Source organism: Budvicia diplopodorum, from assembly GCF_009800925.1.
In the GTDB taxonomy this organism is placed as follows: domain Bacteria; phylum Pseudomonadota; class Gammaproteobacteria; order Enterobacterales; family Enterobacteriaceae; genus Budvicia; species Budvicia diplopodorum.
The window spans coordinates 114,765-139,255 of sequence record NZ_WOYF01000001.1; the positions used below are offsets into that span (position 1 = coordinate 114,765).

Consider the following 24,491-nt stretch of genomic DNA (forward strand, 5'->3'; position numbering starts at 1 on the left):
GGGTTTAACCGTTAAACCCCGGTATCATTAGCTACCTGCTCCCTTTTAAGGAGATACCCTGAATGAAAAAGTGGTCTCACCTGCTCGCCGCCGGAGCAATGATGCTCTCCATCGGTATGGCCCACGCGGACAAAGACGTTGTCTATTTCTACAACTGGTCTGAATACGTTCCACCCGGGCTAATGGACGACTTCACCAAAGAGACCGGTATTAAGGTTATCAACTCATCCTTTGAGTCGATTGACACCATGTATACCAAGCTGAAAACCTATAAAGAAGGCGCTTATGATTTAGTGGTGCCTTCCGCCTATTTCGTGGCGCGTATGCGCGATGAAGGTATGATCCAAAAGATTGATACCAGTAAGCTTAAAAATTTCAAAAATATCGACCCAGCTCTACAGTCTAAGGCGTTTGATCCGACCAATGAATGGTCAATTCCTTACACTTGGGGAGCAACCGGTATTGCGGTGAATACCGACGTTATCGATCCAAAAACCGTGACCAGTTGGGCAAGTCTATGGGATGAACGCTTCAGAGATCGCATTTTGATTCTGGACGACGCCCGTGAAGTGTTCCCGATTGCGTTAGCTAAGCTCGGCTATTCGATTAATACCACCGATCCTCAGCAAATCAAAGAGGCTTACGAAGAGCTGCGTAAGCTGATGCCAAACGTAGTGGTATTTAACTCCGATGCCCCGGCTAACCCGTATATTGAAGGCGATATTGATATTGGTATGCTGTGGAACGGTTCATCGTATATGGCCCGCCAAGAAGGCGTGCATTTGCAGTATATCTGGCCGAAAGAAGGCGCGGTGCTGTGGATGGACAGTATGGCGATCCCGTCTAACGCCAAGAACGTTGAAGGCGCTTTGAAGCTTATCGATTATTTACTGCGCCCTGAAGTGGCGGCAAAAATCGCCAATGAAATTGGTTACCCAACGCCAAATCGCGAAGCCAAAAAGCTACTGCCTAAATCTCTGACTGAGGATAAATCCCTCTATCCGGATGAAGAAACAATCATGAACGGCCACTGGCAAGGTTCGGTTGGCGAAGCCGGGTTGCTCTATGAGACGCTGTTTCAGAACCTAAAGGCCGGCGGCTAACGCAGAGCTTGAGTTAACCGTTGTAATAATCGAAAGGGAAAGCCGAGCTGGGCTTTCCCTTTTTGCATATTGGCGCTTAGAAATAGAGTTTATATCTGATGCTGCGTAGGTTTCGTCCACAAAGGCGGCATCAGAATATAACCATTTTCGAGCGGCCGAAGGCCAGCGTTTATTCGGCTTATCAACATGCTTGAAATGGTAATCTGCTTGACTATCATCGGTCCCTCCCCGTCATCACCCCGGCGAAAGCAGGGGTCCAGTCTTTAAGCCACGTGCAAATATGTTAGCTAAAATCTGGGTCCCGGCTTTCGCCGGGATGACGACAAGGTAAGACGACATTATTCTATTTGCGCACGAAGCTTACGCAGCAGCCAAATGACTTACAGTGTTTCACATGTGTGGGTTTATTTCGATTAGCTTTTCCTGATATAACTGATACTGGCAGCGTTAATTACTTAAGGCTCACCCTGCACCCATCGCGGATAACACGAGGATATTTGGAATGGTTCAAGCATTAACCAAACGGTCAGCACTCGATCTATTTGAACAAATTACCGCCTTTCGCGTAAATGATTCTACGCCGGGGATTACCCGCTTAGCCTACTCCAAAGAAGACGAACAGGCCCATAGGCTGATGATCGACAGGATGCAGGCCATGGGGCTACAGGTTCGCCAAGATATGATGGGCAACGTTTTTGCTCGCCTGCCGGGGAAAAATCCTGAACTGCCCGCTATCGGTACCGGATCGCATATTGACTCTGTACCACAGGGCGGTGCCTTTGACGGCGTGATCGGTGTGATTGCTGGCCTGTATGCTATCTCCCAGTTTAAGCCACGGCAGCTTAAGCGTTCCCTTGAGCTGGTTATCTTTCGGGCTGAAGAGTCGAGCCGCTTTGGCTTCGCCTGTATGGCCAGCAAAGTGATGTCGGGTCAGGCCGACTTGGCTAAATGGGCTAAAAACGTTGACAGCGAAGGCAATAATATCCAGCAGGTGCTGGACAACTGCGGATACCAAAGCGCGAAGCTCGATCAATGCCGCTTACCGGCAAACTATTTCGACGGCTTTATAGAAGTTCACATTGAACAAGGCAAAGTGCTTGAGCATCAGCAAAAGCGCATTGGCGTAGTTAACGGCATCGCTGCACCCTGTCGTTATAAAGTGGACGTTCACGGTCATGCAGACCATTCCGGCGCAACGCCGATGTGCCAACGCCACGATGCATTAGTCGCCAGCGCAGGCATTATTACCGATATTAACAGCGCTGCGGGCTATGAATCAGCCTACGGCACGGTCGGTACCGTAGGCCGCCTAGACGTGACGCCAAACGCCATTAACGTGATCCCGGGTGATGTGACTTTCTATGTCGATATCCGTGGCGTAGATAAAGCCAGCGTTGACCGCGTAGTCGCCAAGTTCTTCGCCTCCGTTGAACACGCCAAGGCCGTGCAGGATGTGGCAATTAACGTCGCAGAGTTAGCAAACGATATGCCGGTGCTGATGACCAGCGATATTGTTCATCGCTTAGAACGCATCTGTCAGGAAAGAGGCGTTCCGTTCACCACCATGATGAGCGGCGCAGGCCACGACACCATGTACATGGCACAAGACTTCCCTGCCGGTATGCTGTTTATTCCGTCTAAAGACGGCGTAAGCCACCACCCGGATGAATACAGTGAGTTTGACGACGTGATTCTGGCGGCGGAGATTCTTCAGCAGGCGCTGGGGGAATTGGCGGATGGTTGACGGTGATTAATTAACGGCCTGAAACCACACACTATGGGTGGAATGCCGATCGTTCAAAATATTTTGGACGATCGGCATTACTTTATATATGAAGTAGATTCTTACTATCATCAAAAAATCATACTTACTGCACTATCGCCATCAGCCAAATATTTCCTTGGTACTAAATGGTCCTTTTTGCGATCTATTTCCACAATTTCAAATTTTCGCGCGAAATAGCGCACCGGCCAATTGACCCTTTCGCTGCATATCCATACAGTTGCTTTGCGCTAATTTTGGCACAACAGGCAAAACCCCGCAGTGCGACAACACTAACGGGGTTTCTAACCACAACGTTAACAGGAGTAACATCATGGCTGCGAAACAGCATACTCAAACTCGCCCTCAATTCACACGGGATTTTTTATCGAATAGTCGATCTGCCTCGAAAATTCTATGTTTAGTTTCAGTTCGTTACTCTCAATTTATGGGAGGAAGATCCCATGCTTGAGCTAATCGATAATAGCCAACTGAATACGGCAGAACTGTCAGAGCAATGCTTGGCCCTGACTTATATATTGTCGGTAGTTGAACATTCGGCGCTGAAAGAAACCATCACCTTTATTCTATTGGAAAAGCAGAGCGCGCTTCGGTTTTTGCTGTGTACGGGAACTGAACATGAATAAGCTTATTGCCCCTCGGCCGCTAGGGAAAACAAATATTCCGATATTGATTATACGGACGAAAATTACGCTGAAATCCAATTAGGTCCCCTTGTCAGCAACATCAAACCGGCGAAAGCCGGTTTTTACTTACCTCACTCAACGCCTCACTCCCCACCCATAGCATCATCACCAATCTGAATAACCCTATCGGCAGAGGCTATTGTCGAGGGCCGATGGGCAATGATCACCCGAGTAATGTTCAGCTCGGAAATTGCCTGATTAATTTTAGCTTCATTATCAATATCCAAGTGGCTGGTCGCTTCGTCCAAAAATAAAATCTTCGGCCGTCGGTAAAGCGCTCTGGCGATCAGCAGCCGCTGGCGTTGCCCGCCTGAAACGCTGCCCCCCAGCTCGCCTAGTAGAGTCTGATACCCCATCGGCATCGCCATAATCTCATGATGAATATGGCTAAGCTGAGCGCAATAAACCACATACTCATGATCCATCTCACCGTCAAACCCGGCAATATTCTCCTCGATAGTTCCGGCAAACAGTTTGTCATCCTGCAATACGCAGGCAATATGGCGACGATAGTTATCAATTCCTACTTTATGAATATCCAAATGGTTAACAAACACGCTACCGCTATCGGGCTTGGTCAGGCCGGAGAGAATTTTCATTAACGTGGTTTTTCCTACGCCAGAGTACCCAACCAGCGCCACGCTTTCTCCTGCCGCAATGTTAACGTCCAACCCGCTAAAAATCGGGCGAGAAAAGGCGTCATATTGAAATACAATATCCTTGGCGCTCAGGGAAACTGACTGATGCTGGTCAAACAGGTTAATCAACGGGCTTTCGGGTTCGGCCTTGGTCAGGGCGATATCGGCCACCCTCTCGCCGTGTAGCGTCAGCATTCTCAGCTGAAGCAGCGTATTGACTAAATTAACCGTGCGGGCAGAAAACTCGCCGCGATAGGCGTTAAAGGCCACAAACATACCGAGCGACAGAGACCCCTCAATCACCAGACCTGCACCCAGCCAAAGAATCAGCACCTGATCGACGGTCGATATCAGCGAACTGGCACCGCCAAACAGCATATCGAACTTAGTAATACGAATGCCGCTGTTGATGGCATCCACTTTCAAATTTATCCAGTGGGCGGAACGGATGCGGGTAAGGTTAAGCGCTTTAATCGTTCCCATGCCGTAAAGGGTTTCCATAAAGTGGGAGGTCACCCGGGCATCGTTAACAATTTGCTCCTCGGATATCTGCCGGTAAAGCCGATAGGTCGCCAGCCGCATCAGTACGTAGACTGCCATAAAGCCGACGACCACCCACACCAGCCAACCGCCGTATAGCCACATCATAATCAGCAGGCCGACGGTCATAATGCCGTCGATAACCGTATTGACGATGCTGGTGGTGAAGACGTTGCGCAGCATGTCTAACGAGAAGAACCGGGACTGTATATCGCCCTGCTTCCTTTTTTCAAAATAGTCCAGCGGCAATCGAATCAGGTGCTCAAACAGCTGATTACACCACTGAATATTAATCATCGAATTAATCGCCAGCGTTATCCATGCCCTGAACATGCCAACCAGCGTTCTGAACAGAATAAAAAACAGCAGCCCCAGCGAAATTAGCGCCAGCAGGTCGTAGTCTTTCGCGATAATCACGTGGTCCATCACCAGCTGAGTGCCCACCGGCAGCAGCAGGTTGATAGCTTCAATCACCAGCGACAACGAGAATATTTTGACTAAAAATGGCTTAAAACCGGCCATATTACCCAGTAACGAAGAGAGTTTTAAACGCTGGCGCGCCTCTTTCGGCTCGAAGTTGGCCGCAGGCCACATCTCCATAGCCACGCCGGTAAAGTGGCCCGATGCGCTGTTAAAACTGAGCTTTCGCCTGCCCAGTGCCGGATCCTGTATCACTATCCCCTTGCGTCCGACCGACACCAACACCACAAAATGGCACAAATCCCAATGCAGCATGCAGGGGGTTTTTAGCTTACCCAGCTCATTGAGCTCTAACCTTACCCCTCGGGATTTAAAATTCAGCGACGAAGCCACGTCCATCAGCTGTTTAAGATTACTGCCCTGAGACGAAAGCCGATACTGATGCCTCAGGCTCACCATATCCACATTAAAACGGTAGTAACCCGCAATCATTGCCAGACAGGCCAGCCCGCATTCAGAGGCCTCTGACTGGAGAATTTGCGGTAACCGACGGCGAAAGCCTAAATTCAGGCGATGAACAATAGATATCGGCGCTTGCTTACTCACTTAACGGCCCCGTCATGCTGTGGTTGATTTTATATAGCGGAGAGAGCATCCACTGATAGAGCGGCCTGCTTTCAAGAAAGAAGGTAGCCTGAGCCTTCATACCGCTGGAAACGTTAAGTTCACCGTCGGCATAAGAGAGCGTTTCTCGATCCAGCTTCACGATGGTTTTGTAGTAAGAGGCGATATGGGTACGGTCGCTATTTAGCGGGCTATTCTTATAGCTATTAAGCTCATGTACCGAAGCAGGAATGGACGATACCGAGACAACTTCGGCGGGAAACTGGCCAAATTTCTCAAACGGAAAGGCATCATAACGAACGTTGACCGGTTCTCCCGGCCTGACAAAAGGCAATGCGTCGTTTGGCAGCCAAAATACCAAATACGCCGCCCTGCTTTGCTCGCGGGCAATTTGCACCATGGTGTCGCCGGTATTGACCATCTGCCCCTCGGTGACCACCATGCTTTCAATTTTACCCTCCATCGGCGAAGTGATAACAAGGCCACCTTTTACTTCAGCATCGGAATACTCACGCTTTAGGCTCTCCCGCTGCGATTCGCTTTGTGAAATTTGATTGTCAAACTCCGCCGACTTAACGGCTATTTCACTTTGTATATTAATCAGCTGAAGGGCGTTACCGGTATTTTGTGCATACAGGTTGTTATACACACTCTGCTGTTGCTGATACATATAGCGTTGGTTATTCAATTGGTCTTTGGTGATCAAACCTGACTTGATGTATCGGCTATATTCTGACAGCGTTTTTTCCATATCGCTGGTTGCCAACAGCGAGTCGGCCAAAACCGAACGGGACTGTTGATAAGCCTTTTGGTAATAATCGAGCTGGTGTTTTAGGTTGGTAATGGTTTCCTGCTTACTGGCAGTCAGCTTATTAATCACGTCCTGATTTTTAGCAAGCTGCTGGCTAATGGTTTCTACGTCTTTCTGGCTGGCATTACCGGAACTCGTCACTCGTGACATATCAATCTGATACAGCTTTTGCCCCTTGTTAACCCGACTGCCAACCTCAATGAAGCTTTTCTCAACGATGCCCGGATATGCAGCAAAAACCTCAACCGGATGAGGGTAGATAATCGCCTCTCCGGCAACGTTTACCCGCCGAATAAAGCTGCCAAAAATAAGAAAAAGCAAAAAGGCAACCAAGACAAAAAGCGAGAACAACGCAATTACCCAAGCAGGGATCCGGCTAATCAGGGTTATTTTGCCCAGCCAGACGTTTTTATTATGGTCAATGACCTCTTGGCGGAAAAGGCGAACCGGTGCATTAGTCATTAGCGAAAATGATATCCAGAGTAGTTATAACAAGAGTAGTCATAATAATTGAATAGGAAATAAAATATGGCTTCCCGAATAATCAGTGAAGCCATGAATAATAAATCTGGCCATGAGCCTTAATAACTTATTTAGGACTGCCCGGTAGGGTAAATAAGTTAGAGTAATAGTTAAGAATGCCGCCTATTTTAATAAAAGCATCGCCGATGGCTTTTAATATATATTCAAACTGCTTAGCAAAATCGCCTTCAACGTTACTGACATATACCCAACTGACTGTAGACTTTTGTGTTTGACCAAGATTAGACTGCGAACCAGATCCAGACACCATCTCAATTTCGTTCTGACTTAAATCACGCATAACTTATATCCTTATTGATCGGAAATTAATTTTTACCACCTAAAAATCAAAAGAAAAAGAAGAGCTTATAGCACCTCTATTCCAAGAATGATTATATTCTGATTAATTTCACACTCTATCTTGGCGCTTATAAATTACCGTAATCTTTATTTTAAATTCTTAGCCCGATCGCAATATTCCTTATAACTTCTCAGCAAATAATTCAGCAGCTATATTCAGGTTCTGGTGCTTCCTGAATATAGCCCAACACTTATACCGCCGCTGACAAAAACGCTCGCTCAATAAACTCCGGTACGACGTGACTGGCCAGACCATAGTGTTTTTCAGCAAAAGCGCTACCAATCTGGCTTGGTTCCAGATTCAGCTCAACCGTATGAGCACCGTACAGGCGGGCGCTGCGAACAAAACCGGCGGCCGGATAAACGTTACCCGAGGTGCCGATGGCAATAAAATAGTCGGCCTCGGCAATCGCCTGACTAATAGTCGCCATTTCCAGCGGCATTTCACCAAACCATACGATATGCGGGCGCATAGGCTGAGGAGTCGGGCAGCAGCTACAGCCATCGTTAACCGTCAAATCGCCGCGCCACTCGGTAACCTTCCCTGACAGAGTACAGCGCACTTTGAGTAACTCACCGTGCATATGAATGACCCGCAAATTGCCGGCCCGTTCATGTAGGTTATCTACGTTTTGGGTGACCAACAAAAACTTGTTACCCAGCACCCCTTCTAGCCTGGCTAACGCTTTATGAGCGTCATTCGGGCAGATATCGGGCTGAAACAGCTGACGGCGACGAGCGTTATAGAATGTCTGAACCAGTTCAGGATTGGCTTCAAACCCTTCAGGGGTCGCAACCTCATCAACTTTATGATCTTCCCACAGGCCATCGGAGGCGCGAAAAGTACGAATGCCGGACTCAGCGGAAATACCGGCACCGGTCAGAACCACAACCGACGGCATTTTGTCCTCTTTCTCCTGCTCACAGGCTGAAAACAATCCGGAGTGAAAATAGCGCATACGGCGGCGCTGATGGCGAAAGTGTTTCGTTTGTGAACTAAACAAACGGCGATGAACTCGCATAACGGCAAACTCCTTGTTGGTTGCCCGGAATTAAAATCGGTACCTGAATTTATCACGAAAAAGCGCGGCGGCGTTTGTTGCCCCTAGCCTGCTGCCTTACATGATTAGGGTATAGCTCAGTCCAATAAGTTGAGGAAGGCAGCGCCGCGAACGCCGCCGGAATCGCCCCAGCGCGCTTTCTCAATGCGAGGAACTTTGGCTACGCTGAGCAGATGCGGCTTAATCTTTTCGGGCAGCAGAGGATACATCTCATCGAAATTTGATAATCCTCCGCCAATCACCACCAGATGAGGATCAATAATCGTTAGGATATTAGCCAGACAAACGGCCAGAAGATCTAAAAAGCGCTCAACGTGCTCAACGGCTTTCACCTCACCGGCCCGATAGCGTTCAATGATAACCTTGGCCGGTAGTGCCTGTTGGTAAAAGTGGTTATAGACCCACTCAAAACCGCGCCCTGAAATATAGTTTTCGATACAGCCGTCGTGGCCGCAGCCGCAGTGAACTCGGGGAATGTCCCGGCCAAGAATATCTAGCCCGTCGACCGGCAGCCTTAAGTGGCCAAACTCACCGGCAATATAGCTTTTACCGGTAAAAATCTTACCGTTAATTATCAGACCACCGCCCACGCCGGTACCTAAAATAATGCCCAGCACGCTGGGGTATTGGCGAAACTCGCCGTCCCATGCTTCAGACAAAGCAAAACAGTTGGCATCGTTATCAATACGAATCGGGCGATTAAGCCGTTTTTCTAAATCGGCCGCCAGCGGTTTTCCCATTGCGGCAGGCACATTGGCGGTAAACAGCGCTCCGGTTTCGCTATCGGGCATGCCCGGAATACCGATACCGATCTTTCCCTGACTGCCAAGCTCTGAGTCCGCATCAAGCGTCAGTTGCGCAATCACATCCAACAGCGCCTGATAATCGTCCCGGGGGGTTGGAACCCGCTTTTGAATTAACCGATTGTGGTCTGCATCAAAGGCACCAAACTCAATCTTGGTTCCCCCCACATCAAAACCGTAATACATCGCGCGTTCCTCCAAAATATCAGGCGTCGTTGATGAAGCGTCTTTACTGCCCGCTCAACACTCTTGCTGGATCAATCCGGCTTGCTCGCCGGGCCGGATACCAGCTGGCTAACAGGCTCAAAATAATGGCGGTAACTAATACGCTAACCACGTCAAACGCCCGTAATTCAGACGGCAAAAAGTCGATAAAATAAACGCCACCCGACAGGAAGTGATGGCCCACCAAATTTTCAATCATCTTAATAATATTAGTTAACTGTAGAGAAACAATAATACCCACCACAACGCCGCTGACGCTGCCGATCAGGCCGGCCATCAGGCCATACCAAATAAACACCGAGCGGATCAACCGGTCTTTGGCACCCAAGGTACGCAACACGGCAATGTCGGCACTCTTATCTTTAACCGCCATCACCAGCGTAGAAACGATGTTAAAGCAGGCAACGCCAATCACCAGAATCATGGCTAAATACATAATGCTGCGGATTAACTGAATATCGCGGTACATAAAGCCATAGGTCGAGATCCAACTGCGGTAGTAAGCGTATTTGCCGCTGGCGTTTACCGCATTTTTAGCCACCACGTTGGCTGAAAAGACGTCGCTTGCTTTAAACGCAATACCCGTGACACTGTCACCCATATCTAAATACTGTTGAGCATCGCTCAGAGGAACCATGCCAAAGCTATGGTCAAGTACGCCGCTCAGCTGCAGAATGCCGGTTACGTGCAGGCGAATACGCTTAGGCTGACCAATTTTCATTTCGCCGGTTGGGTCGTTATTGGGGATCATCACCGTCACCCAATCCCCCTGCTTAACGTTCAGCTCGTCGGCAATGCCTTTACCCAAAATCAGCTGCTGCTCACCGGGTTTAAACTGTTGCCATGCGCCGTTAAGCACAAACTGCGGCAACGCGCTGAGTTGCTGCTCATGCTCTGGCTGAACGCCGCGAACCTGAATAGCCCTGAGCTGAACGCCACTCTCAACCAGCCCGGTAAACAGAATGTATGGCGCAGCGGCTTCAACGCCGTTGGCTTTTTCGATTCGTTCTTTCGCCTGCGGCCAGTCGTTAAACGGCTGATCGACGGGCTCTACTTCACCGTGAGGCACCACGGCCAGAATGCGGTTTTTTAACTCGCGCTCAAAGCCGTTCATGGCGCTCAGGCCAATAATTAATACCGCTACGCCCAATGCAATACCAATGGTGGAAATCACCGAAATCAGCGAAACCATACCGCTACGGCGGCGGCCACGGCTAAAGCGTAAAGCAATCTTTAACGATAGAGGCACGGCGGACATTACTCGGCCTCCAGCATCATGGCGTGCTGGTTAAGGTGCCCGTCGCGCATTTCAAGCTGTCTGTCGAGGCGCCGGGCCAGTTTCAGGTCATGAGTGACCACTAAGAAAGCGGTACCTTGCTGACGGTTCAGGTTGCCCAACAGTTCAAAAATGCTATCGGCAGTGCGTTGGTCAAGGTTTCCGGTTGGCTCATCGGCCAGCACTAACGCCGGATTATTCACCAATGCCCGGGCAATGGCTACCCGCTGCCGCTCGCCGCCTGACAGCTCAGACGGGCGATGAGCGGCCCGATGTTCAAGGCCAACGGCGGCTAACATCTGACGGGCGCGATCCTGCGCTTCTGACGGTTTTACCTGACCAATCATCAGCGGCATGGCGGTATTTTCCAGCGCGGTAAAGTCAGGCAAAAGGTGGTGGAACTGGTAGATGAAGCCCAGTTGAGTATTGCGTAAATCGGCCTTGTCGCCCGAGTTCATGGCGCTGATGGAACGGCCTTTAAAAATAACGTCGCCGGAGGTCGGCGCATCCAGCCCGCCCAACAGATGTAATAACGTGCTTTTACCCGAACCGGAGCTGCCCACTATCGCCATCAGTTCACCGGGCTGCATGGAAAACGCCACGTTTTTTAATACTTCGGTTTTTAACTTACCTTCCTGATAAGTTTTGCAAAGATCGGCACATTGCAGTAACAAAGAATTATTCATAGCGTAAAGCCTCGGCGGGTTGAACGGCGGCGGCGCGCCATGACGGATAAAGCGTAGAAAGAAGTGCAATGCCCATGGAGAACAAAGCAATGACAATAACCTGGGTGTAGTCAATTACGACCGGCAGAGCAACGCCTGCGATCGACTTACCAATAAATGGCATCAGCAAATTGAGATTTTTAGACAGTAATAGTCCGAACAGCGAGCCCAATAGTGCGCCGATAACCCCGGCGCTGGCTCCCTGTACCACAAAGATGCTCATAATCTGGCGGCGTTTTAACCCCAGCGTTTTCAAAATGGCCACTTCACCCTGCTTTTCCATCACCAGCAGGCCCAAAGAGGTAATAATGTTAAACGCGGCAACCGCAATGATCAGGCCAATAAGCAGCCCCATCATGTTTTTTTCCATTCTGACGGCCTGAAACAGTTCGCCCTTGCGATCGCGCCAGTCTTTCATTATCAGACCGTTCGGCAGCGGCTGCTGGCTCAGTGCTATCACCTCCAGCGGCTTAGCCATATATAAACGCCAGCCGCTGACGTTGCCAGCGGTATAGCGCAATAGGCGCGAGGCATCCTGCTGGTTAACCAGTAGCTGGTTGCTGTCGACCTCACTGCCGGCAGAAAAGGTTCCTACCACGGTAAACAGGCGCTGGCTGGGAATGCGCCCCATGGGGGTAAACTGGCTGGCGCCGGTCACCATAAGGCGGATATTGTCACCGATCTTAATGCCTAGCTGTTCAGCCAGCTTATCGCCCAAAATCGCGTTATAGCCACCGGAGCTTAGCTGAGACATGCTGCCAGCATAAACGTATTTGGCCAACGGGTCGTTATCCTGCGGATTTACGCCCAGCATCACGCCAACGGAGAGGCCTTTGGCACTTTGCAAAATAACGTCACCGGTGGTTAATGGCGCTACGCGAGTGACGCCCGGTAGCTGATTTAGCGACGCGGAGGAGAATTCCTGAGGATTAAGCTGCCCGTCTTGGGTTGTGACTAACGCCTGCGGCATCAGCCCCAAAATGTTATTTTCTAGCTCCTGCTCAAAACCGTTCATCACCGAAAGAACGGTGACTAACGCCATGACCCCCAGCGTAATGCCGATAGTGGAAAGCCAGGAGACGAACTGGCTGAAGCGGTCTGAAGCTCGCCCGCGCATGTAGCGCAGACCTATATATAATGCGACGGGCTGATACATTAAGATCTGTTTACTCTTTTTATGGGCGCTTATTGCAGAAAAATCATGCCATAAGCGACTCTGCCAGTGATTAAAATAGCGCTGTTATTCCCAGAATAATTGGAGCCGCGCAGCCAGCGGGTGAATAAGCATCGCTAACGCTGTGACAACTTCAAGTCCGAAGGGTATATTGCTAAGCTACAGCGTTCAAGGATAATAAAGGGTCGCTTGGCTTAATGGAACTATTAAGCAGCTATCCCGTAATATTTCTATTATCAATGCCAAATTAGCCTGCTCATCGTGCTGATTTTACTCATTTAACCGGACAATTCTAAGCGGTTAGATTAAAATACGTTCATAGACACTGAGCGGCGTTAGCGTTTATTGCGCGCGTAGCGTTACATAATTTGAATCAGATTGGAATGGGACAAAGCCTAAGTTCCTGCCGAATAAAGAGATTGTATATAAACTTATGTCCCTTCAACACCGTTTTACCCTGCCTGAACGTTCAGGCGACCTACGTCAGCTAGGTCAGCTATATGGTTCATCAATCGCGCTTATCAGTGCCGAAATCATTAACCGGCACAACGGCCCGGTGATGCTGATCGCCTCAGATATGCAACAGGCCTTGCGCCTGAACGATGAGCTGGGCCAGTTTACTGATAAAACCGTCACCGCCCTGCCAGATTGGGAAACCTTACCGTACGACAGTTTTTCTCCCCATCAGGAGATCGTTTCTTCGCGGTTATCCAGCCTGTACCAACTGCCTCAACTGCAAAACGGTGTCATGATCCTGCCGGTCAACACCTTAATGCAGAAAGTTTGCCCGCATTCATTCCTGATGGGCTATGCGCTGGTGGCGAAAAAAGGCGATCGCCTGTCCAGAGAAACGCTAAGATCGCAGCTTGAGCAGGCCGGATATCGGGCGGTGGATCAGGTGCTGGAACACGGCGAATTTGCCACCCGGGGAGCCCTGTTGGATCTGTTCCCTATGGGCAGTGAAGAACCCTATCGTTTAGACTTCTTTGATGATGAAATCGACAGCATCCGGCTGTTTGACGTTGATACACAGCGCACGCTCAATGAAGTCGACCGCATTAACTTGCTACCGGCCCATGAGTTTCCTACCGACAAAGCCGCTATTGAGCTGTTTCGCAGCCAGTGGCGTGAGCAGTTTGACGTGCGGCGCGACGCTGAGCACGTTTATCAACAGGTCAGTAAAGGCACGTGGCCTGCGGGCATTGAATATTGGCAGCCACTGTTTTTCAGCCAACCGCTTCCGGCGCTGTTCAGCTATTTACCGAAAAATACCTTGTTAATCAGCCTGGGTGATATCGAAGCCTCGGCCGAGCGATTCTGGCTTGACGCCTCCCAACGTTTCGAGAACCGCCGCGTTGATCCAATGCGCCCGATCCTGCCGCCGGAAGCCCTTTGGCTGCGCGTCGACCAGCTATTTGCCGAGTTAAAAAACTGGCCGCGAATTCAGCTGAATAGTGACACCGTAACCAAAAAGACCGGTAGCCAAAATTTAGATTATCAAGCGCTGCCGGACTTAGCCGTTCAGCATCAGAATAAGTCGCCGTTAGATAACCTGCGCCGTTTTGTCGAAAGCTTCAGCGGCAGGATTATCTTCTCGGTAGAGACCGAAGGCCGTCGTGAAACGCTACAAGAGTTGCTGGCGCGGATAAAGTTAAAACCCACGTTAATTAATAAGCTGGAACAGGCTGAACGGCCGGGCCAGTACCTAATGATTGGCGCCTGTGAGCACGGTTTTCTGGATAACCAAAGCCAGACGGCGGTCATTTGCGAAAGCGATCTATTAGGCGAACGGGTTATTCGCCGTCAGGACAACCGTCGGGCGATTAATACCGACACGCTCATTCGCAACTTGGCCGAATTAAAACCTGGCCAGCCGGTGGTCCACTTAGAACACGGCGTAGGCCGTTATGCCGGTTTAACCAGCCTAGAAGCCGGCGGCATTAAGGCTGAATACTTAATTTTGACCTATGCCGGTGAAGATAAACTGTACGTTCCGGTCTCTTCCCTGCACCTTATCAGCCGCTACTCCGGCGGTGCTGAAGAGAATGCGCCGCTGCATAAGTTAGGCGGTGAAACCTGGACTAAGGCCCGCCAGAAGGCCGCTGAAAAAGTGCGCGATGTGGCCGCCGAACTGCTGGATATTTATGCCCGTCGCGAAGCCAAACCGGGCTTTGCCTTCAGGCAGGATCGGGAGCAGTATCAGCAATTCTGTGAAACCTTCCCTTACGAGCCGACGCTGGACCAGACTAATGCCATTGGCGCCGTGCTGGGCGATATGTGCCGGGCCAACGCCATGGACCGCTTAGTGTGCGGTGACGTTGGCTTTGGTAAAACCGAGGTGGCGATGCGCGCAGCGTTTGTTGCAGTGATCAATACCAAACAGGTGGCGATTTTAGTGCCGACCACCCTGCTTGCTCAGCAGCATTATGATAACTTCCGCGATCGCTTTGCCAACTGGCCGGTGCGCATTGAGGTGATGTCTCGTTTTCGCAGTGCCAAAGAGCAGCAACAGGTTCTGGAAGCAACCGTCGAAGGGAAAGTCGATATCCTGATCGGCACCCATAAGCTGTTGCAAAGTGATTTACGCTGGAAAGACTTGGGGCTGTTGATTGTCGATGAAGAGCACCGGTTCGGGGTTCGTCAAAAAGAGCAAATCAAAGCCATGCGCGCCAACGTCGACATACTGACCCTAACGGCAACGCCGATTCCGAGAACGCTGAATATGGCAATGAGCGGCATGCGCGATCTCTCCATTATCGCCACCCCGCCAGCCCGCCGTTTAGCGGTAAAAACCTTCGTGCGCGAATATGACGATCTGATTATTCGTGAAGCGATCCTGCGCGAAGTGCTGCGCGGCGGTCAGGTTTACTATTTGTATAATGACGTAGCCAGCATTAATAAAGCCGCCGAGCATTTAGCCAAACTGGTACCGGAAGCCCGGGTTGCCATTGGCCACGGTCAGATGCACGAGCGCGACCTTGAGCGGGTAATGTCAGACTTTCACCACCAGCGCTATAACGTGCTGGTGTGTACCACCATCATTGAAACGGGTATCGATATTCCCAACGCCAACACCATTATTATGGAACGGGCCGACAAATTCGGCCTAGCTCAGCTTCATCAGCTACGCGGGCGGGTTGGTCGTTCGCACCATCAAGCCTATGCCTATTTGCTTACGCCGCATCCAAAAGCGATGACCACCGACGCCGTGAAACGGCTTGAAGCGGTAGCGTCATTGGAAGACCTAGGCGCCGGGTTTGCGCTGGCGACTCACGATTTAGAAATTCGCGGTGCCGGTGAACTGCTGGGCGACGACCAAAGCGGCCAGATAACCACCATCGGTTTCTCTTTGTATATGGAGCTGCTGGAAAGCGCCGTTGACGCACTGAAAGAAGGCCGTGAGCCGTCATTAGACGATTTGACGGTTAATCAGGTTGAGGTTGAACTGCGGGTTCCCGCGCTGCTACCCGATGACTATATTCCCGACGTTAATACCCGGCTTTCGTTCTACAAGCGGATCGCCAGCGCCCCAACGGCATCAGAGCTGGATGAGCTGAAAATCGAACTGATTGACCGTTTCGGCACCCTTCCCGACGCCGCCCGTAACCTGTTGCAGGCGGCGGCTATGCGCCAGCAGGCTAAAGCAATGGGTATTAAGCGTATCGAAGGCAATGAAAAAGGCGGTTTTATCGAGTTTAATCAGAAGAACAGCGTCGACCCGATGTACCTAATTGGCCTGCTCCAGCAGCAACCGCAGTGTTATCGCCTTGACGGCCCGAGTAAGCTCAAGTTTAACGTCGATCTCACCGATCGGCCTAAGCGGCTGGCGTTTGTTAATTCGCTGCTGAAGCAGTTTGAAGAGCATCAATTAAAGCGATAAATATAGGGTGACCCCGGATAAATACGGTGAAATATTCGGTCGCTAAACGCGGATCGATTCCATTACCCGCGACACACGCAACCGACAAGGAGGCGTAGGCGCGCCTCCTTGACCTGCGCCCCCGCACCGTATGTTGACCGCAGCGTTGCTGCGGCAACCTCAATCAGAAAAAAGGCTTAACGCACCGGTACGGACGCGTTCCCGACGCGGCCGTACCTCGTCCCGCATCCCTGCGGGACGTGCTACCTTTTTTCTTCCTTCGGCAACATTCGTACGCTCGCTGGGAGGTCAACAGCAAACAGGCAGGGAATTATTTATGGGGAATTGCCCTCGGTCGCGTGTATTGCGGGTGATGGGACCACCTCACATTTAGCGACCGAACATTACACCGAACCGATCTAGAGTCACCCTAAAATAACCTTATTAGTGAAGCTTCAATTTCGGCCGGATGATCCGATTAATACTCCCCACTAACATCATCAACCCAGTCTTAATATATCCAATCGTCGCCACCTGATGCATACGATACAACGATATATACGCCAGACGGGCCAGCCGGCCTTCAATCATCATTGAGCCTCGGGTTAAATTCCCCATCAGGCTACCCACCGTGCTGTATTTCGACAGGGAAACCAGCGAACCGTGGTCGGTATAACGGTAGCTTTTCAGCGGCTGTCCGTTTAACAAAGCCAGAATATTGCTATGGCACAGGCTCGCCATTTGATGCGCAGCCTGAGCTCGAGGAGGAACCGGCGTTCCGTTTTCCTGCGTGCAATTGGCGCAGTCGCCTAATGCAAAAATCGACGGATCGCGGCTAGTTTGTAAGGTCGGACCAACGACTAACTGATTGATGCGGTTAGTTTCTAGCCCGGCCAGCTGTTTCATCAAGTCAGGCGCTTTAATACCTGCAGCCCATACCATCAGATCGGCCTGAATGTAATCGCCGTTTTTAGTGTGTAGGCCGTTTGCGTCAGCGCTGGTCACCATGGTCTGAGTCTGTACGTTAACGCCAAGATTAATCAGCTCTTGCTGAGCAGAAGAGGAAATTCTTACCGGCAAGGCGGGTAAGATACGCTCACCGGCTTCAACCAACGTTACGTTTAACGCATTGTTATCCAGCCCTTGATAGCCATAGCTGTGCAGCTGTTTTACCGCATTGTGCAGTTCAGCTGAAAGCTCAACGCCGGTGGCACCACCGCCCACAATGGCAATATTAATGCGCGCTTCATCGTTTGAGTGGGAAGAGAACTTCAAAAACAGGTTGAGCATTTTATTGTGAAACAGCTGCGCCTGCTTTGGATTATCCAGATAGATACAGTTTTCTCTAACGCCCGGGGTGCCAAAGTCATTAGACACGCTGCCTAAGGCCATTACCAGAATATCGTAGGCAATATGGCGCTCAGGCACCAGCTGTTCGCCCTTCTCATCATCGATCCGAGCAAGGTGAATCACTTTCTCTTCACGGTTCAGGTCAACCAATGAGCCGAGCTGGAAATGAAAACCGTTATTCCGGGCGTGCGCTAAATAGCTTAACGAATCGATACCCTCATCTAAGGCTCCGGTAGCGACTTCATGCAGCAACGGTTTCCAGAGATGGCTATGGTTACGATCGACCAGAATGATTTCAGCCTTTTTTCTGCGCCCCAGCTTTTTACCTAGGCTGGTCGCCAGTTCAAGCCCACCGGCACCGCCACCAACGATAACAATCTTTTTCATTTCATTTCCCATCAGCGTTATCTCACTAAAAATAAACCAAAGACCTTAGCAAGGGATTGAATGAATAACTTGTAAGAACATGAAGTTAACTTAATCCCTCCAAAAAATTAACGCCAGATTATCATAATTGGACATGTGGTTATACCAAAATTGATATATATCAATTTTTGGCAATTTATGTCGATTAATAAATAGAATTTGAGGCAAAAAAACGCTGATACCGGAAGATATCAGCGTTTTTATTTAGCGATAATTAAAGCTGTTTAAAGCTCTTTATCGCCATTAAATGCGAGGAAATTTGTTTAAACTTATGGCTTTGCTGCTCGTCCCAGATAATATTGTAATATTGATTCAGCGCATCGGCAGTGCGCTGGCTGTCTAGAACTTCATCCTGACGAGATAAGATAACCAAGCAGTTATCTTTATTTTTGGTTCTGAATTCCGCAATACACTTAGTCGCAATATCCAGATACTCTTCCGGCCGGTCGATTTTCCCGGTCATGTTTTCGTGCGGAAACAAATTAGGATTAATCATCGCCTGACGAATTCCGCACAAAAAACCGATCCGTTCAGCCCAAAAACCCCCGAGGCCAACGCCGCAAATCAGAGGATTGGCATCATCGCTTTGCTGAACGGCCTTATTCGTCTCTTTCAGCAAGTGTTGCATATCGTGGCGAGGATGAAGCGTACTGTAGCTGATAAAACGGACGTCCGGATCGATAAACTGAAGCTGTAAGACCTTCTCATGGTTTCCTGGACTGGTTGAATCAAAACCGTGCAAATAAATAATCATCTCTGCCTCACTGCCTGCCAATATAAGATCAATATCTTGAACGTTTAGACCATAGCGCTAAAACCACAAAGCCGAAAATTAACGGTTTTCTTCGCTAACCTGTTGCTTATGCTGTTCCCAACGCTCGCTTAACTCTGTTAAATCCTTATTCGCTTGCTTCCAGCGCGAGGAAGCCAGTAAATCACGACGAGTTCCTTTATTGCGGTGGAACAGTCGGGCAACCGATTCAGCGCGAATGTTTGGCGATAAATTATCCAACACGCTGACCGCACCCTCACGATTATTGCACACCAGAACCATATCACAACCGGCATCTAGTGCGGCCTGACTTCTTTCAGCATAGCTGCCCATCATCGCCGCCCCTTCCATTGACATATCGTCAGAGAAGATCACGCCATCAAACGCCAGCTTCTGGCGCAACACCGTTTTGAGCCAGTATGGAGAACAACTGGCCGGAAGCGAATCCACCTCAGGATAGATCACATGAGCTGGCATAACCGCTTCCAGCAATCCAGCCGCTGATAAATGACGAAATACCGACATGTCTTGCTGATAAAGCTGCTCATAGGAGCGCGGGTCAACCGGCGTTTCTTTATGTGAGTCTGCAGAAACCGCGCCGTGCCCCGGAAAATGCTTACCGGTAGCTTTCATGCCCGCGCTGTTCATGCCCTGAATAAAACGGCTGGCCAGCAGGGTCACGGCTTCAGGATCGCGATGAAATGAGCGCTCGCCGATGGCGGCACTGATATGGCCAACGTCAAGCACCGGCGCAAAGCTGATATCAATATCCATGGTGGTCAGTTCAGAAGCCATCAGCCAGCCGGCCTCTTGCGCCATATTCTCTGCCTGATGGTCTTCCAGTAAAGCGGCAAATGACTGGGCCGCTGGCAGTCGGGTAAAGCCCTGACGAAAACGCTGTACCCGCCCGCCTTCCTGGTCGACAGCAATTAATAGACGGTGGCGGGAGGCCTCTCTGACTTGGCGAACAAGTTCAGCTAGCTGAACAGGATCGTGAAAATTACGGGCAAAAAAGATTAAACCACCCACCAACGGATGCTTTAATACTTCGCGATCCTCGGCATCCAGTTCATAACCCGCCACATCTAACATCACTGGTCCCACGCTAACCTCACTTTTATTGCTGCTGCCTGACTGATTAAATATCATTGGCTTTGGTTATTTTAACCTTAGCCATTATGGAAAAACGCCGTCCATTCTAATCAGAGTTCGCTAATAACTAAATACCATAACGCACTCTTATTGGCTGGCTATCAATAATATATTGTGGATTTTTAGTCTGTTGCCAGCGGGTTTCAAACCACATCAGCATTAAATAATCGACGTAAGGTTTCCATCTATCGACCTGCCGGGTTAGCTTTTGTGCGTTATGGTAACCACCGGCATTAATATAACGCTGTATCAAATCGCTTTCTAACGCTTTATTCCAGCCGTTACCGCAGCCGTTACTATAGAATAACGCCGCCAATTCAAACGCAATATCCGTATCGGCCGCATATTCCCAGTCAATAAACTTCAGGCCGCCGGGAGTCTGAATAGCGTTGTCTCCGTGCAGATCCAGATGAGCCGGTGCCAGCTTTAACGCCCGGGGTAAACCGGCCCGTAAAAAAGATTGATGAAGGGAGAGCCAGCGCGGCGATAGCCGTTTGCGGTCGATCCCTTGCATATAGCGAATAAATCGCGCGGTTAGGTCAAGTGGAAACCCAATCAATGGCCGTTGGTGCAGCCTAACCAGACTGCCAGCAAGATCGGGATGCCGACTAAAGCCTTCGCCGATAACCGCCCCATCAACCCAAGAGGTAATCAGCCATTGGTCGGTCAGTAGCACCGGTACAGGAGAGAGCCCGGAGCTAGAAATACGCCGGAGCGTGCGGTACTCCTGACGCCGGTTAATGCCCAAAATATGTTGAGATGGTAGCAAAGCTTTAGCCAGCCAGCACGGTTGATGATCATCATCAATACGCCAGCTGGTTCCGGTTAGCCCATTCAAACGAGTCAGACTCAGCCGTTGTGACAAATAGCCCGGCATATGCCGGGCTATCAGTGACTGCAGTTCAGGATTAACGCTGGACATTGCCCTTACCGGACCAGAGAATTTCCCCCGTTTGGGCCTGCAGTAGCTGAATCACAATTTCCGGCATGCCCGGGCTGCCGTTGGCTGAAGCATAAATAATATACTTGGCGCCAAGATAGCGGGCCAGCCCAATCGCCTTAGAACGTGAAATTAAACTGTCATCACCCTTTAGCTCCATAGCCTCACGGCCTTCAAGCAGTTTACTGTCAGAGACTAGGCTAAAGCGTTTCGTCGCCAATAACGTTTCTTTTAGTACCGCGGTCGCATCAGCCGTATCGACTTTCCCGGAAGTATTATTTTTGACCTGATCCAGCAGGATTACGCCGTTATTGGCATCCGGTGATGAACTCAGCATGTTAGAAACCAGCGGTTTAATGCTGGCCATCCAATTAAGCGGTTCCGGAGGCAACTGAGGCGGTGGCTGAACGGGAGGTGTCGGCACCACGTCTACCGGTGGCCGATCGGGGTTAACCGAGACCGGAGGCTTTTGCTGCTTAGGTCCGGTTCCGGGGCAGCCGGCTAATAGTGCGGCTGCCAGCGCAACCAATAAAAGCTTTTTCATTCCCATCTCCAAAAAATATCACTATGCCGCTAATTAGCGCGACAGCATCGGACCCAGCGTCTTCCCACCCAACAAATGCATATGTATATGGTAAACCTCTTGCCCACCGTGACGATTACAGTTAACGATCAGCCGGTAACCCTCTTGCGCAACGCCTTCCTTTTCCGCAATTTTAGCCGCCACGACCATCATTCGGCCTAAAGCCAGTTCATGCTCAGGCTTTACGTCATTGACGGTAGGAATCAGTACGTTGGGAATAATTAGAATGTGGGTTGGAGCCTGAGGTGAGATATCGCGAAAAGCGGTAACCAGCTCGTCCTGATAGACAATATCAGACGGAATTTCGCGACGAATAATTTTACTAAAAATAGTCTCTTCAGCCATGTTATTTCCCTTGTATTACTAATCGGTAGAAACGTTATTGTTCAGTATGAGTGAGATTAGCCTGCGCTTTCAAGCGGCGTCGGCTACTGCCGAGAATTAGCCAATCACAGCGAACTGAATGCAGAAATAGCCAACGTTAACCCTGCAATCGCCGCAATGGCAATAAGAAAATAGCGCAAATGGAACTGAGTTCCTCTGGCCGCTAGTGCCAGACAGCCGACCAAAATAACAATACGAAAAATAGAATCTGAATCCATGCTATCTACCTGTATAACCGATAAAAACGCTCGAGCCTTTTCGAGTAATGGAGCCGATTATAGCCCGTTTCCCCTATTTTCACTATGAATCCACAACGGGATTAGTCAAGTAGTAGTATGCTAACCAGCAATATTAACCATGACGGCATTAATCAGTTGTATCTTCCTTTAAGAATCAAATCGATAGATGAATTCAATGATTATACCTTGATTTATACCTCTCTTTGGTTGCATATAGAGAGCGGTGCCATAACGTCTACAAGAGAGGATTTATGAGTAAAGGTCTGGATAAAAAGAAAGACAGTAAGAAAAAACCACTGACGACGCCGGCCGAGAAAAAGGCCGAAAAGAAAGCGAAGAAAGATAGAAAGGGTTCAGAAAAAGATATTGTCTAGTCGGTGAGTTATCTTCAATACAACAACGTATATTGATAATATTTCCGGCTCTTTATGAGCCGGAAAGCTCAGCGTCAAGTAACAGGCTAGCACCCGCCCGCAATGAATATAAAACTTCACAATGAAATCATCTCTTCAGTTCGCTATAATCACCGCGGATCAAGAGGAACTCCATCATGAATTATAATCTGGCAGAACTTCCGCGCGAACAGCGCGACATGTTAGACGTTGACCTGCATGCTTCAGGCATTGCCTATAAAGAACGTTACGGCATGTCGTTTAACTATCGGGACATTGAAGCGCTTATCCCTTCTAACCTTAAAGACTACTTTAAACAGCGGGTTGAATTCTTCAGAGGTAACCCCTACCAGTTGAGCAAGTTGCCCTACATGGCCAACGATAAATAGTTCCGATTGCTATTTAGAGCAATCGGAAAACAACTGACGATATGGGTGAAACTTAATGGATTCCGCGAATCGGTATACCGTTAACGCGAGTGCCCGTTTGCGGCGATGAAGATGCGGGTTCATCATTATAGTCTTCATCGTCATCAACATTTTTCGATTTCTTTGTCTTTGACGTGGCGGTTGCGTTCCCTTTCTTAGTAATGCCAGCTTTGTTAACACAGTATCTCGCTGAATCTTCAAGTATTTTCTTCACCTGAGCCTGCGTGGGGTTGTTCATGGCCTGCATTTTTTCCAGATCTTTTTCATTACGCTCTTCAGTACACTCACAGAGCGTTATCGCCTGTTTTCTAGTTATTTGATTATTCGCTTGCTGCTGCTGGAAGTCAGCGCAAGCATTAATATAATCGCTGGCGCTAAGTGCCGGATAGCTGCACAGAAGGCCCAACATTAATAAAACCCGCTTTAACATATATTTTCGTCCTTGTGGTGTAAATTAAATACAACAATAAAATCAATATATTAAAAAAATCTTAGCGTTCAAATTATAGCTAAAAATTTTAATAAAATATATTAATTCAACACATCTACTCTATATCCAAAATAATTCGAGATGCAGGACAAAAAGACCCTAAGCATTTTTGAACAGTCCAGAGCGCTGGCTTCGGAGGGAATAGGACTTCATCAGTTGGATAATAGTAACTAACTAAAAACCACCTTTCGATGGTTTTCAGCAAATCAGTATGTCACCTGACAACCAGAACCGACGCCTTAGCATATCGCACAATACCTGACGCATTAGAACCTAATAGGTGAGTCGTGATATTTGGCCGTCTGGAAGCAATAACAATCAGATCTGCTTCAACTTCATCGGCCATGGCAACAATCTCATCGCGCGGAGAGCCAAACGCGAGCGCATAAGACAATTGAGCCTCAGGAAGATCGATGCCCTTAACCAGTTTCTTCAGCTCATCTTCAGCCTTAACCGAAGCCTGATCCTTCAGCTCGGTGTAACCCATCGCATAAGAGTTAATAATGGCCGACGATATGGGCAAAACGTGGAACAGCCTAACGTTAGCTTTTGATAGTTTTGCTAAATAGACTGCATGGTTTATGGCGCTACTTGTTAATCCCTCTTCCAGAATATCCACAGGTACCAGAATTGATTTATACATATCATATCTCCCGTTTAGATAAGCCCAAAGCAACCACATCTTTATTATTGTATTGCACAGGCCAATATTTATTGTGAGCAAC

The 24,491-nt window shown here is 49.2% G+C and carries 23 protein-coding genes; 6 read left to right on the forward strand and 17 right to left on the reverse strand.

All coding sequences use genetic code 11. The features are described 5' to 3' along the window. Positions 1–62: 62 nt before the first annotated feature. The 3 genes from GVI43_RS00505 (at position 63) to GVI43_RS00515 (ending at position 3,512) form a co-directional block, all read left to right on the forward strand. The gene (locus GVI43_RS00505; RefSeq protein ID WP_159564336.1) at positions 63–1,103 is read left to right on the forward strand and encodes an extracellular solute-binding protein; all 1,041 of its coding nucleotides are present in this window, start codon (positions 63–65) and stop codon (positions 1,101–1,103) included. 502 nt (positions 1,104–1,605) lie between these two features. Next, positions 1,606–2,847: a Zn-dependent hydrolase gene (locus GVI43_RS00510; RefSeq protein WP_159564338.1), complete on the forward strand. Its 1,242-nt coding sequence runs from the start codon at positions 1,606–1,608 to the stop codon at positions 2,845–2,847. 482 nt (positions 2,848–3,329) lie between these two features. Beyond that, positions 3,330–3,512 (forward strand): hypothetical protein, encoded by a 183-nt coding sequence (locus GVI43_RS00515; RefSeq protein WP_159564340.1) that lies wholly within the window; start codon positions 3,330–3,332, stop codon positions 3,510–3,512. Positions 3,513–3,655: 143 nt separating this feature from the next. Here GVI43_RS00515 and GVI43_RS00520 read toward each other — a convergent pair whose 3' ends face one another. The 8 genes from GVI43_RS00520 to lolC all read right to left on the reverse strand — a co-directional run bounded on the left by GVI43_RS00520 (position 3,656) and on the right by lolC (position 12,733). Beyond that, the gene (locus tag GVI43_RS00520; protein WP_159564342.1) at positions 3,656–5,776 is read right to left on the reverse strand and encodes a peptidase domain-containing ABC transporter; all 2,121 of its coding nucleotides are present in this window, start codon (positions 5,774–5,776) and stop codon (positions 3,656–3,658) included. After that, positions 5,769–7,067: an HlyD family secretion protein gene (locus tag GVI43_RS00525; RefSeq protein ID WP_159564344.1), complete on the reverse strand. Its 1,299-nt coding sequence runs from the start codon at positions 7,065–7,067 to the stop codon at positions 5,769–5,771. The genes GVI43_RS00520 and GVI43_RS00525 overlap by 8 nt, the downstream gene beginning before the upstream one ends. 127 nt (positions 7,068–7,194) lie before the next feature. Then, positions 7,195–7,428 carry a hypothetical protein gene (locus GVI43_RS00530; RefSeq protein WP_159564346.1) on the reverse strand — a complete coding sequence of 78 codons (234 nt, stop codon included), beginning with the start codon at positions 7,426–7,428 and terminating at the stop codon, positions 7,195–7,197. A 250-nt stretch (positions 7,429–7,678) separates the two neighbouring features. Continuing rightward, on the reverse strand, positions 7,679–8,509 hold the full coding sequence (cobB, locus tag GVI43_RS00535) for a Sir2 family NAD+-dependent deacetylase (protein WP_159564348.1): 831 nt from the start codon (positions 8,507–8,509) through the stop codon (positions 7,679–7,681). A 116-nt stretch (positions 8,510–8,625) separates the two neighbouring features. Then, the gene (gene nagK / locus GVI43_RS00540) at positions 8,626–9,537 is read right to left on the reverse strand and encodes an N-acetylglucosamine kinase (protein WP_159564350.1); all 912 of its coding nucleotides are present in this window, start codon (positions 9,535–9,537) and stop codon (positions 8,626–8,628) included. A gap of 43 nt (positions 9,538–9,580) precedes the next feature. Next, a complete protein-coding gene (gene lolE, locus GVI43_RS00545) occupies positions 9,581–10,834 on the reverse strand; it encodes a lipoprotein-releasing ABC transporter permease subunit LolE (protein ID WP_159564352.1) in 1,254 nt (417 codons plus the stop codon). Next, on the reverse strand, positions 10,834–11,538 hold the full coding sequence (gene lolD, locus GVI43_RS00550) for a lipoprotein-releasing ABC transporter ATP-binding protein LolD (RefSeq protein ID WP_159564354.1): 705 nt from the start codon (positions 11,536–11,538) through the stop codon (positions 10,834–10,836). The genes lolE and lolD overlap by 1 nt, the downstream gene beginning before the upstream one ends. Next, entirely contained in the window at positions 11,531–12,733 is a 1,203-nt protein-coding gene (gene lolC, locus GVI43_RS00555; RefSeq protein WP_159564356.1) for a lipoprotein-releasing ABC transporter permease subunit LolC, read from the reverse strand. Before lolC ends, lolD begins: the two co-directional genes overlap by 8 nt. Positions 12,734–13,184: 451 nt before the next feature. Here lolC and mfd point away from each other — a divergent pair, with 451 nt between their 5' ends. Then, positions 13,185–16,631, forward strand: coding sequence for a transcription-repair coupling factor (gene mfd / locus GVI43_RS00560; RefSeq protein WP_159564358.1), 3,447 nt, complete (start codon positions 13,185–13,187; stop codon positions 16,629–16,631). Between the two features lie 423 nt (positions 16,632–17,054). Here the strand turns inward: mfd and GVI43_RS00565 are convergent, their stop codons facing one another. The 7 genes from GVI43_RS00565 to GVI43_RS00595 all read right to left on the reverse strand — a co-directional run bounded on the left by GVI43_RS00565 (position 17,055) and on the right by GVI43_RS00595 (position 22,435). Beyond that, the gene (locus tag GVI43_RS00565) at positions 17,055–18,359 is read right to left on the reverse strand and encodes an NAD(P)/FAD-dependent oxidoreductase (RefSeq protein ID WP_159564360.1); all 1,305 of its coding nucleotides are present in this window, start codon (positions 18,357–18,359) and stop codon (positions 17,055–17,057) included. Positions 18,360–18,600: 241 nt separating this feature from the next. Beyond that, positions 18,601–19,140, reverse strand: a complete 540-nt coding sequence (gene ycfP, locus GVI43_RS00570; RefSeq protein ID WP_159564361.1) for an alpha/beta hydrolase YcfP — start codon at positions 19,138–19,140, stop codon at positions 18,601–18,603. 78 nt (positions 19,141–19,218) lie between these two features. Then, positions 19,219–20,262 carry a beta-N-acetylhexosaminidase gene (gene nagZ / locus GVI43_RS00575; RefSeq protein WP_211959057.1) on the reverse strand — a complete coding sequence of 348 codons (1,044 nt, stop codon included), beginning with the start codon at positions 20,260–20,262 and terminating at the stop codon, positions 19,219–19,221. Positions 20,263–20,377: 115 nt separating this feature from the next. After that, a complete protein-coding gene (locus GVI43_RS00580; RefSeq protein WP_159564365.1) occupies positions 20,378–21,232 on the reverse strand; it encodes a phosphotransferase in 855 nt (284 codons plus the stop codon). Continuing rightward, the gene (gene lpoB / locus GVI43_RS00585) at positions 21,219–21,794 is read right to left on the reverse strand and encodes a penicillin-binding protein activator LpoB (RefSeq protein ID WP_159564367.1); all 576 of its coding nucleotides are present in this window, start codon (positions 21,792–21,794) and stop codon (positions 21,219–21,221) included. The genes GVI43_RS00580 and lpoB overlap by 14 nt, the downstream gene beginning before the upstream one ends. A 33-nt stretch (positions 21,795–21,827) precedes the next feature. After that, entirely contained in the window at positions 21,828–22,178 is a 351-nt protein-coding gene (gene hinT / locus GVI43_RS00590; RefSeq protein WP_159564369.1) for a purine nucleoside phosphoramidase, read from the reverse strand. 104 nt (positions 22,179–22,282) lie between these two features. Then, positions 22,283–22,435 carry a hypothetical protein gene (locus GVI43_RS00595; protein WP_159564371.1) on the reverse strand — a complete coding sequence of 51 codons (153 nt, stop codon included), beginning with the start codon at positions 22,433–22,435 and terminating at the stop codon, positions 22,283–22,285. A gap of 272 nt (positions 22,436–22,707) precedes the next feature. Between GVI43_RS00595 and GVI43_RS15940 the strand changes: the two genes are divergently transcribed. Beyond that, positions 22,708–22,830, forward strand: a complete 123-nt coding sequence (locus tag GVI43_RS15940; protein ID WP_281350964.1) for a hypothetical protein — start codon at positions 22,708–22,710, stop codon at positions 22,828–22,830. A 176-nt stretch (positions 22,831–23,006) separates the two neighbouring features. Further along, positions 23,007–23,237, forward strand: a complete 231-nt coding sequence (locus GVI43_RS00600) for a DNA polymerase III subunit theta (RefSeq protein ID WP_159564373.1) — start codon at positions 23,007–23,009, stop codon at positions 23,235–23,237. 52 nt (positions 23,238–23,289) lie between these two features. Here GVI43_RS00600 and GVI43_RS00605 read toward each other — a convergent pair whose 3' ends face one another. Both GVI43_RS00605 and GVI43_RS00610 read right to left on the reverse strand, forming a co-directional pair. Continuing rightward, entirely contained in the window at positions 23,290–23,706 is a 417-nt protein-coding gene (locus GVI43_RS00605; protein WP_159564375.1) for a hypothetical protein, read from the reverse strand. A 274-nt stretch (positions 23,707–23,980) separates the two neighbouring features. Continuing rightward, positions 23,981–24,409 (reverse strand): universal stress protein, encoded by a 429-nt coding sequence (locus tag GVI43_RS00610; protein ID WP_159564377.1) that lies wholly within the window; start codon positions 24,407–24,409, stop codon positions 23,981–23,983. Positions 24,410–24,491: the final 82 nt, after the last annotated feature.

Excerpts from the sequence above, each read along its gene's own strand:
- GVI43_RS00505 (WP_159564336.1), top strand. The coding sequence starts at position 63 with ATGAAAAAGTGGTCTCACCTGCTCGCCGCCGGAGCAATGATGCTCTCC.
- GVI43_RS00510 (WP_159564338.1), top strand. The coding sequence starts at position 1,606 with ATGGTTCAAGCATTAACCAAACGGTCAGCACTCGATCTATTTGAACAA.
- GVI43_RS00515 (WP_159564340.1), top strand. The coding sequence starts at position 3,330 with ATGCTTGAGCTAATCGATAATAGCCAACTGAATACGGCAGAACTGTCA.
- GVI43_RS00525 (WP_159564344.1), bottom strand. The coding sequence starts at position 7,067 with ATGACTAATGCACCGGTTCGCCTTTTCCGCCAAGAGGTCATTGACCAT.
- GVI43_RS00530 (WP_159564346.1), bottom strand. The coding sequence starts at position 7,428 with ATGCGTGATTTAAGTCAGAACGAAATTGAGATGGTGTCTGGATCTGGT.
- cobB (WP_159564348.1), bottom strand. The coding sequence starts at position 8,509 with ATGCGAGTTCATCGCCGTTTGTTTAGTTCACAAACGAAACACTTTCGC.
- nagK (WP_159564350.1), bottom strand. The coding sequence starts at position 9,537 with ATGTATTACGGTTTTGATGTGGGGGGAACCAAGATTGAGTTTGGTGCC.
- lolE (WP_159564352.1), bottom strand. The coding sequence starts at position 10,834 with ATGTCCGCCGTGCCTCTATCGTTAAAGATTGCTTTACGCTTTAGCCGT.
- lolD (WP_159564354.1), bottom strand. The coding sequence starts at position 11,538 with ATGAATAATTCTTTGTTACTGCAATGTGCCGATCTTTGCAAAACTTAT.
- lolC (WP_159564356.1), bottom strand. The coding sequence starts at position 12,733 with ATGTATCAGCCCGTCGCATTATATATAGGTCTGCGCTACATGCGCGGG.
- mfd (WP_159564358.1), top strand. The coding sequence starts at position 13,185 with ATGTCCCTTCAACACCGTTTTACCCTGCCTGAACGTTCAGGCGACCTA.
- GVI43_RS00565 (WP_159564360.1), bottom strand. The coding sequence starts at position 18,359 with ATGGGAAATGAAATGAAAAAGATTGTTATCGTTGGTGGCGGTGCCGGT.
- ycfP (WP_159564361.1), bottom strand. The coding sequence starts at position 19,140 with ATGATTATTTATTTGCACGGTTTTGATTCAACCAGTCCAGGAAACCAT.
- GVI43_RS00580 (WP_159564365.1), bottom strand. The coding sequence starts at position 21,232 with ATGTCCAGCGTTAATCCTGAACTGCAGTCACTGATAGCCCGGCATATG.
- lpoB (WP_159564367.1), bottom strand. The coding sequence starts at position 21,794 with ATGAAAAAGCTTTTATTGGTTGCGCTGGCAGCCGCACTATTAGCCGGC.
- hinT (WP_159564369.1), bottom strand. The coding sequence starts at position 22,178 with ATGGCTGAAGAGACTATTTTTAGTAAAATTATTCGTCGCGAAATTCCG.
- GVI43_RS00595 (WP_159564371.1), bottom strand. The coding sequence starts at position 22,435 with ATGGATTCAGATTCTATTTTTCGTATTGTTATTTTGGTCGGCTGTCTG.
- GVI43_RS15940 (WP_281350964.1), top strand. The coding sequence starts at position 22,708 with ATGAGTAAAGGTCTGGATAAAAAGAAAGACAGTAAGAAAAAACCACTG.
- GVI43_RS00600 (WP_159564373.1), top strand. The coding sequence starts at position 23,007 with ATGAATTATAATCTGGCAGAACTTCCGCGCGAACAGCGCGACATGTTA.
- GVI43_RS00605 (WP_159564375.1), bottom strand. The coding sequence starts at position 23,706 with ATGTTAAAGCGGGTTTTATTAATGTTGGGCCTTCTGTGCAGCTATCCG.
- GVI43_RS00610 (WP_159564377.1), bottom strand. The coding sequence starts at position 24,409 with ATGTATAAATCAATTCTGGTACCTGTGGATATTCTGGAAGAGGGATTA.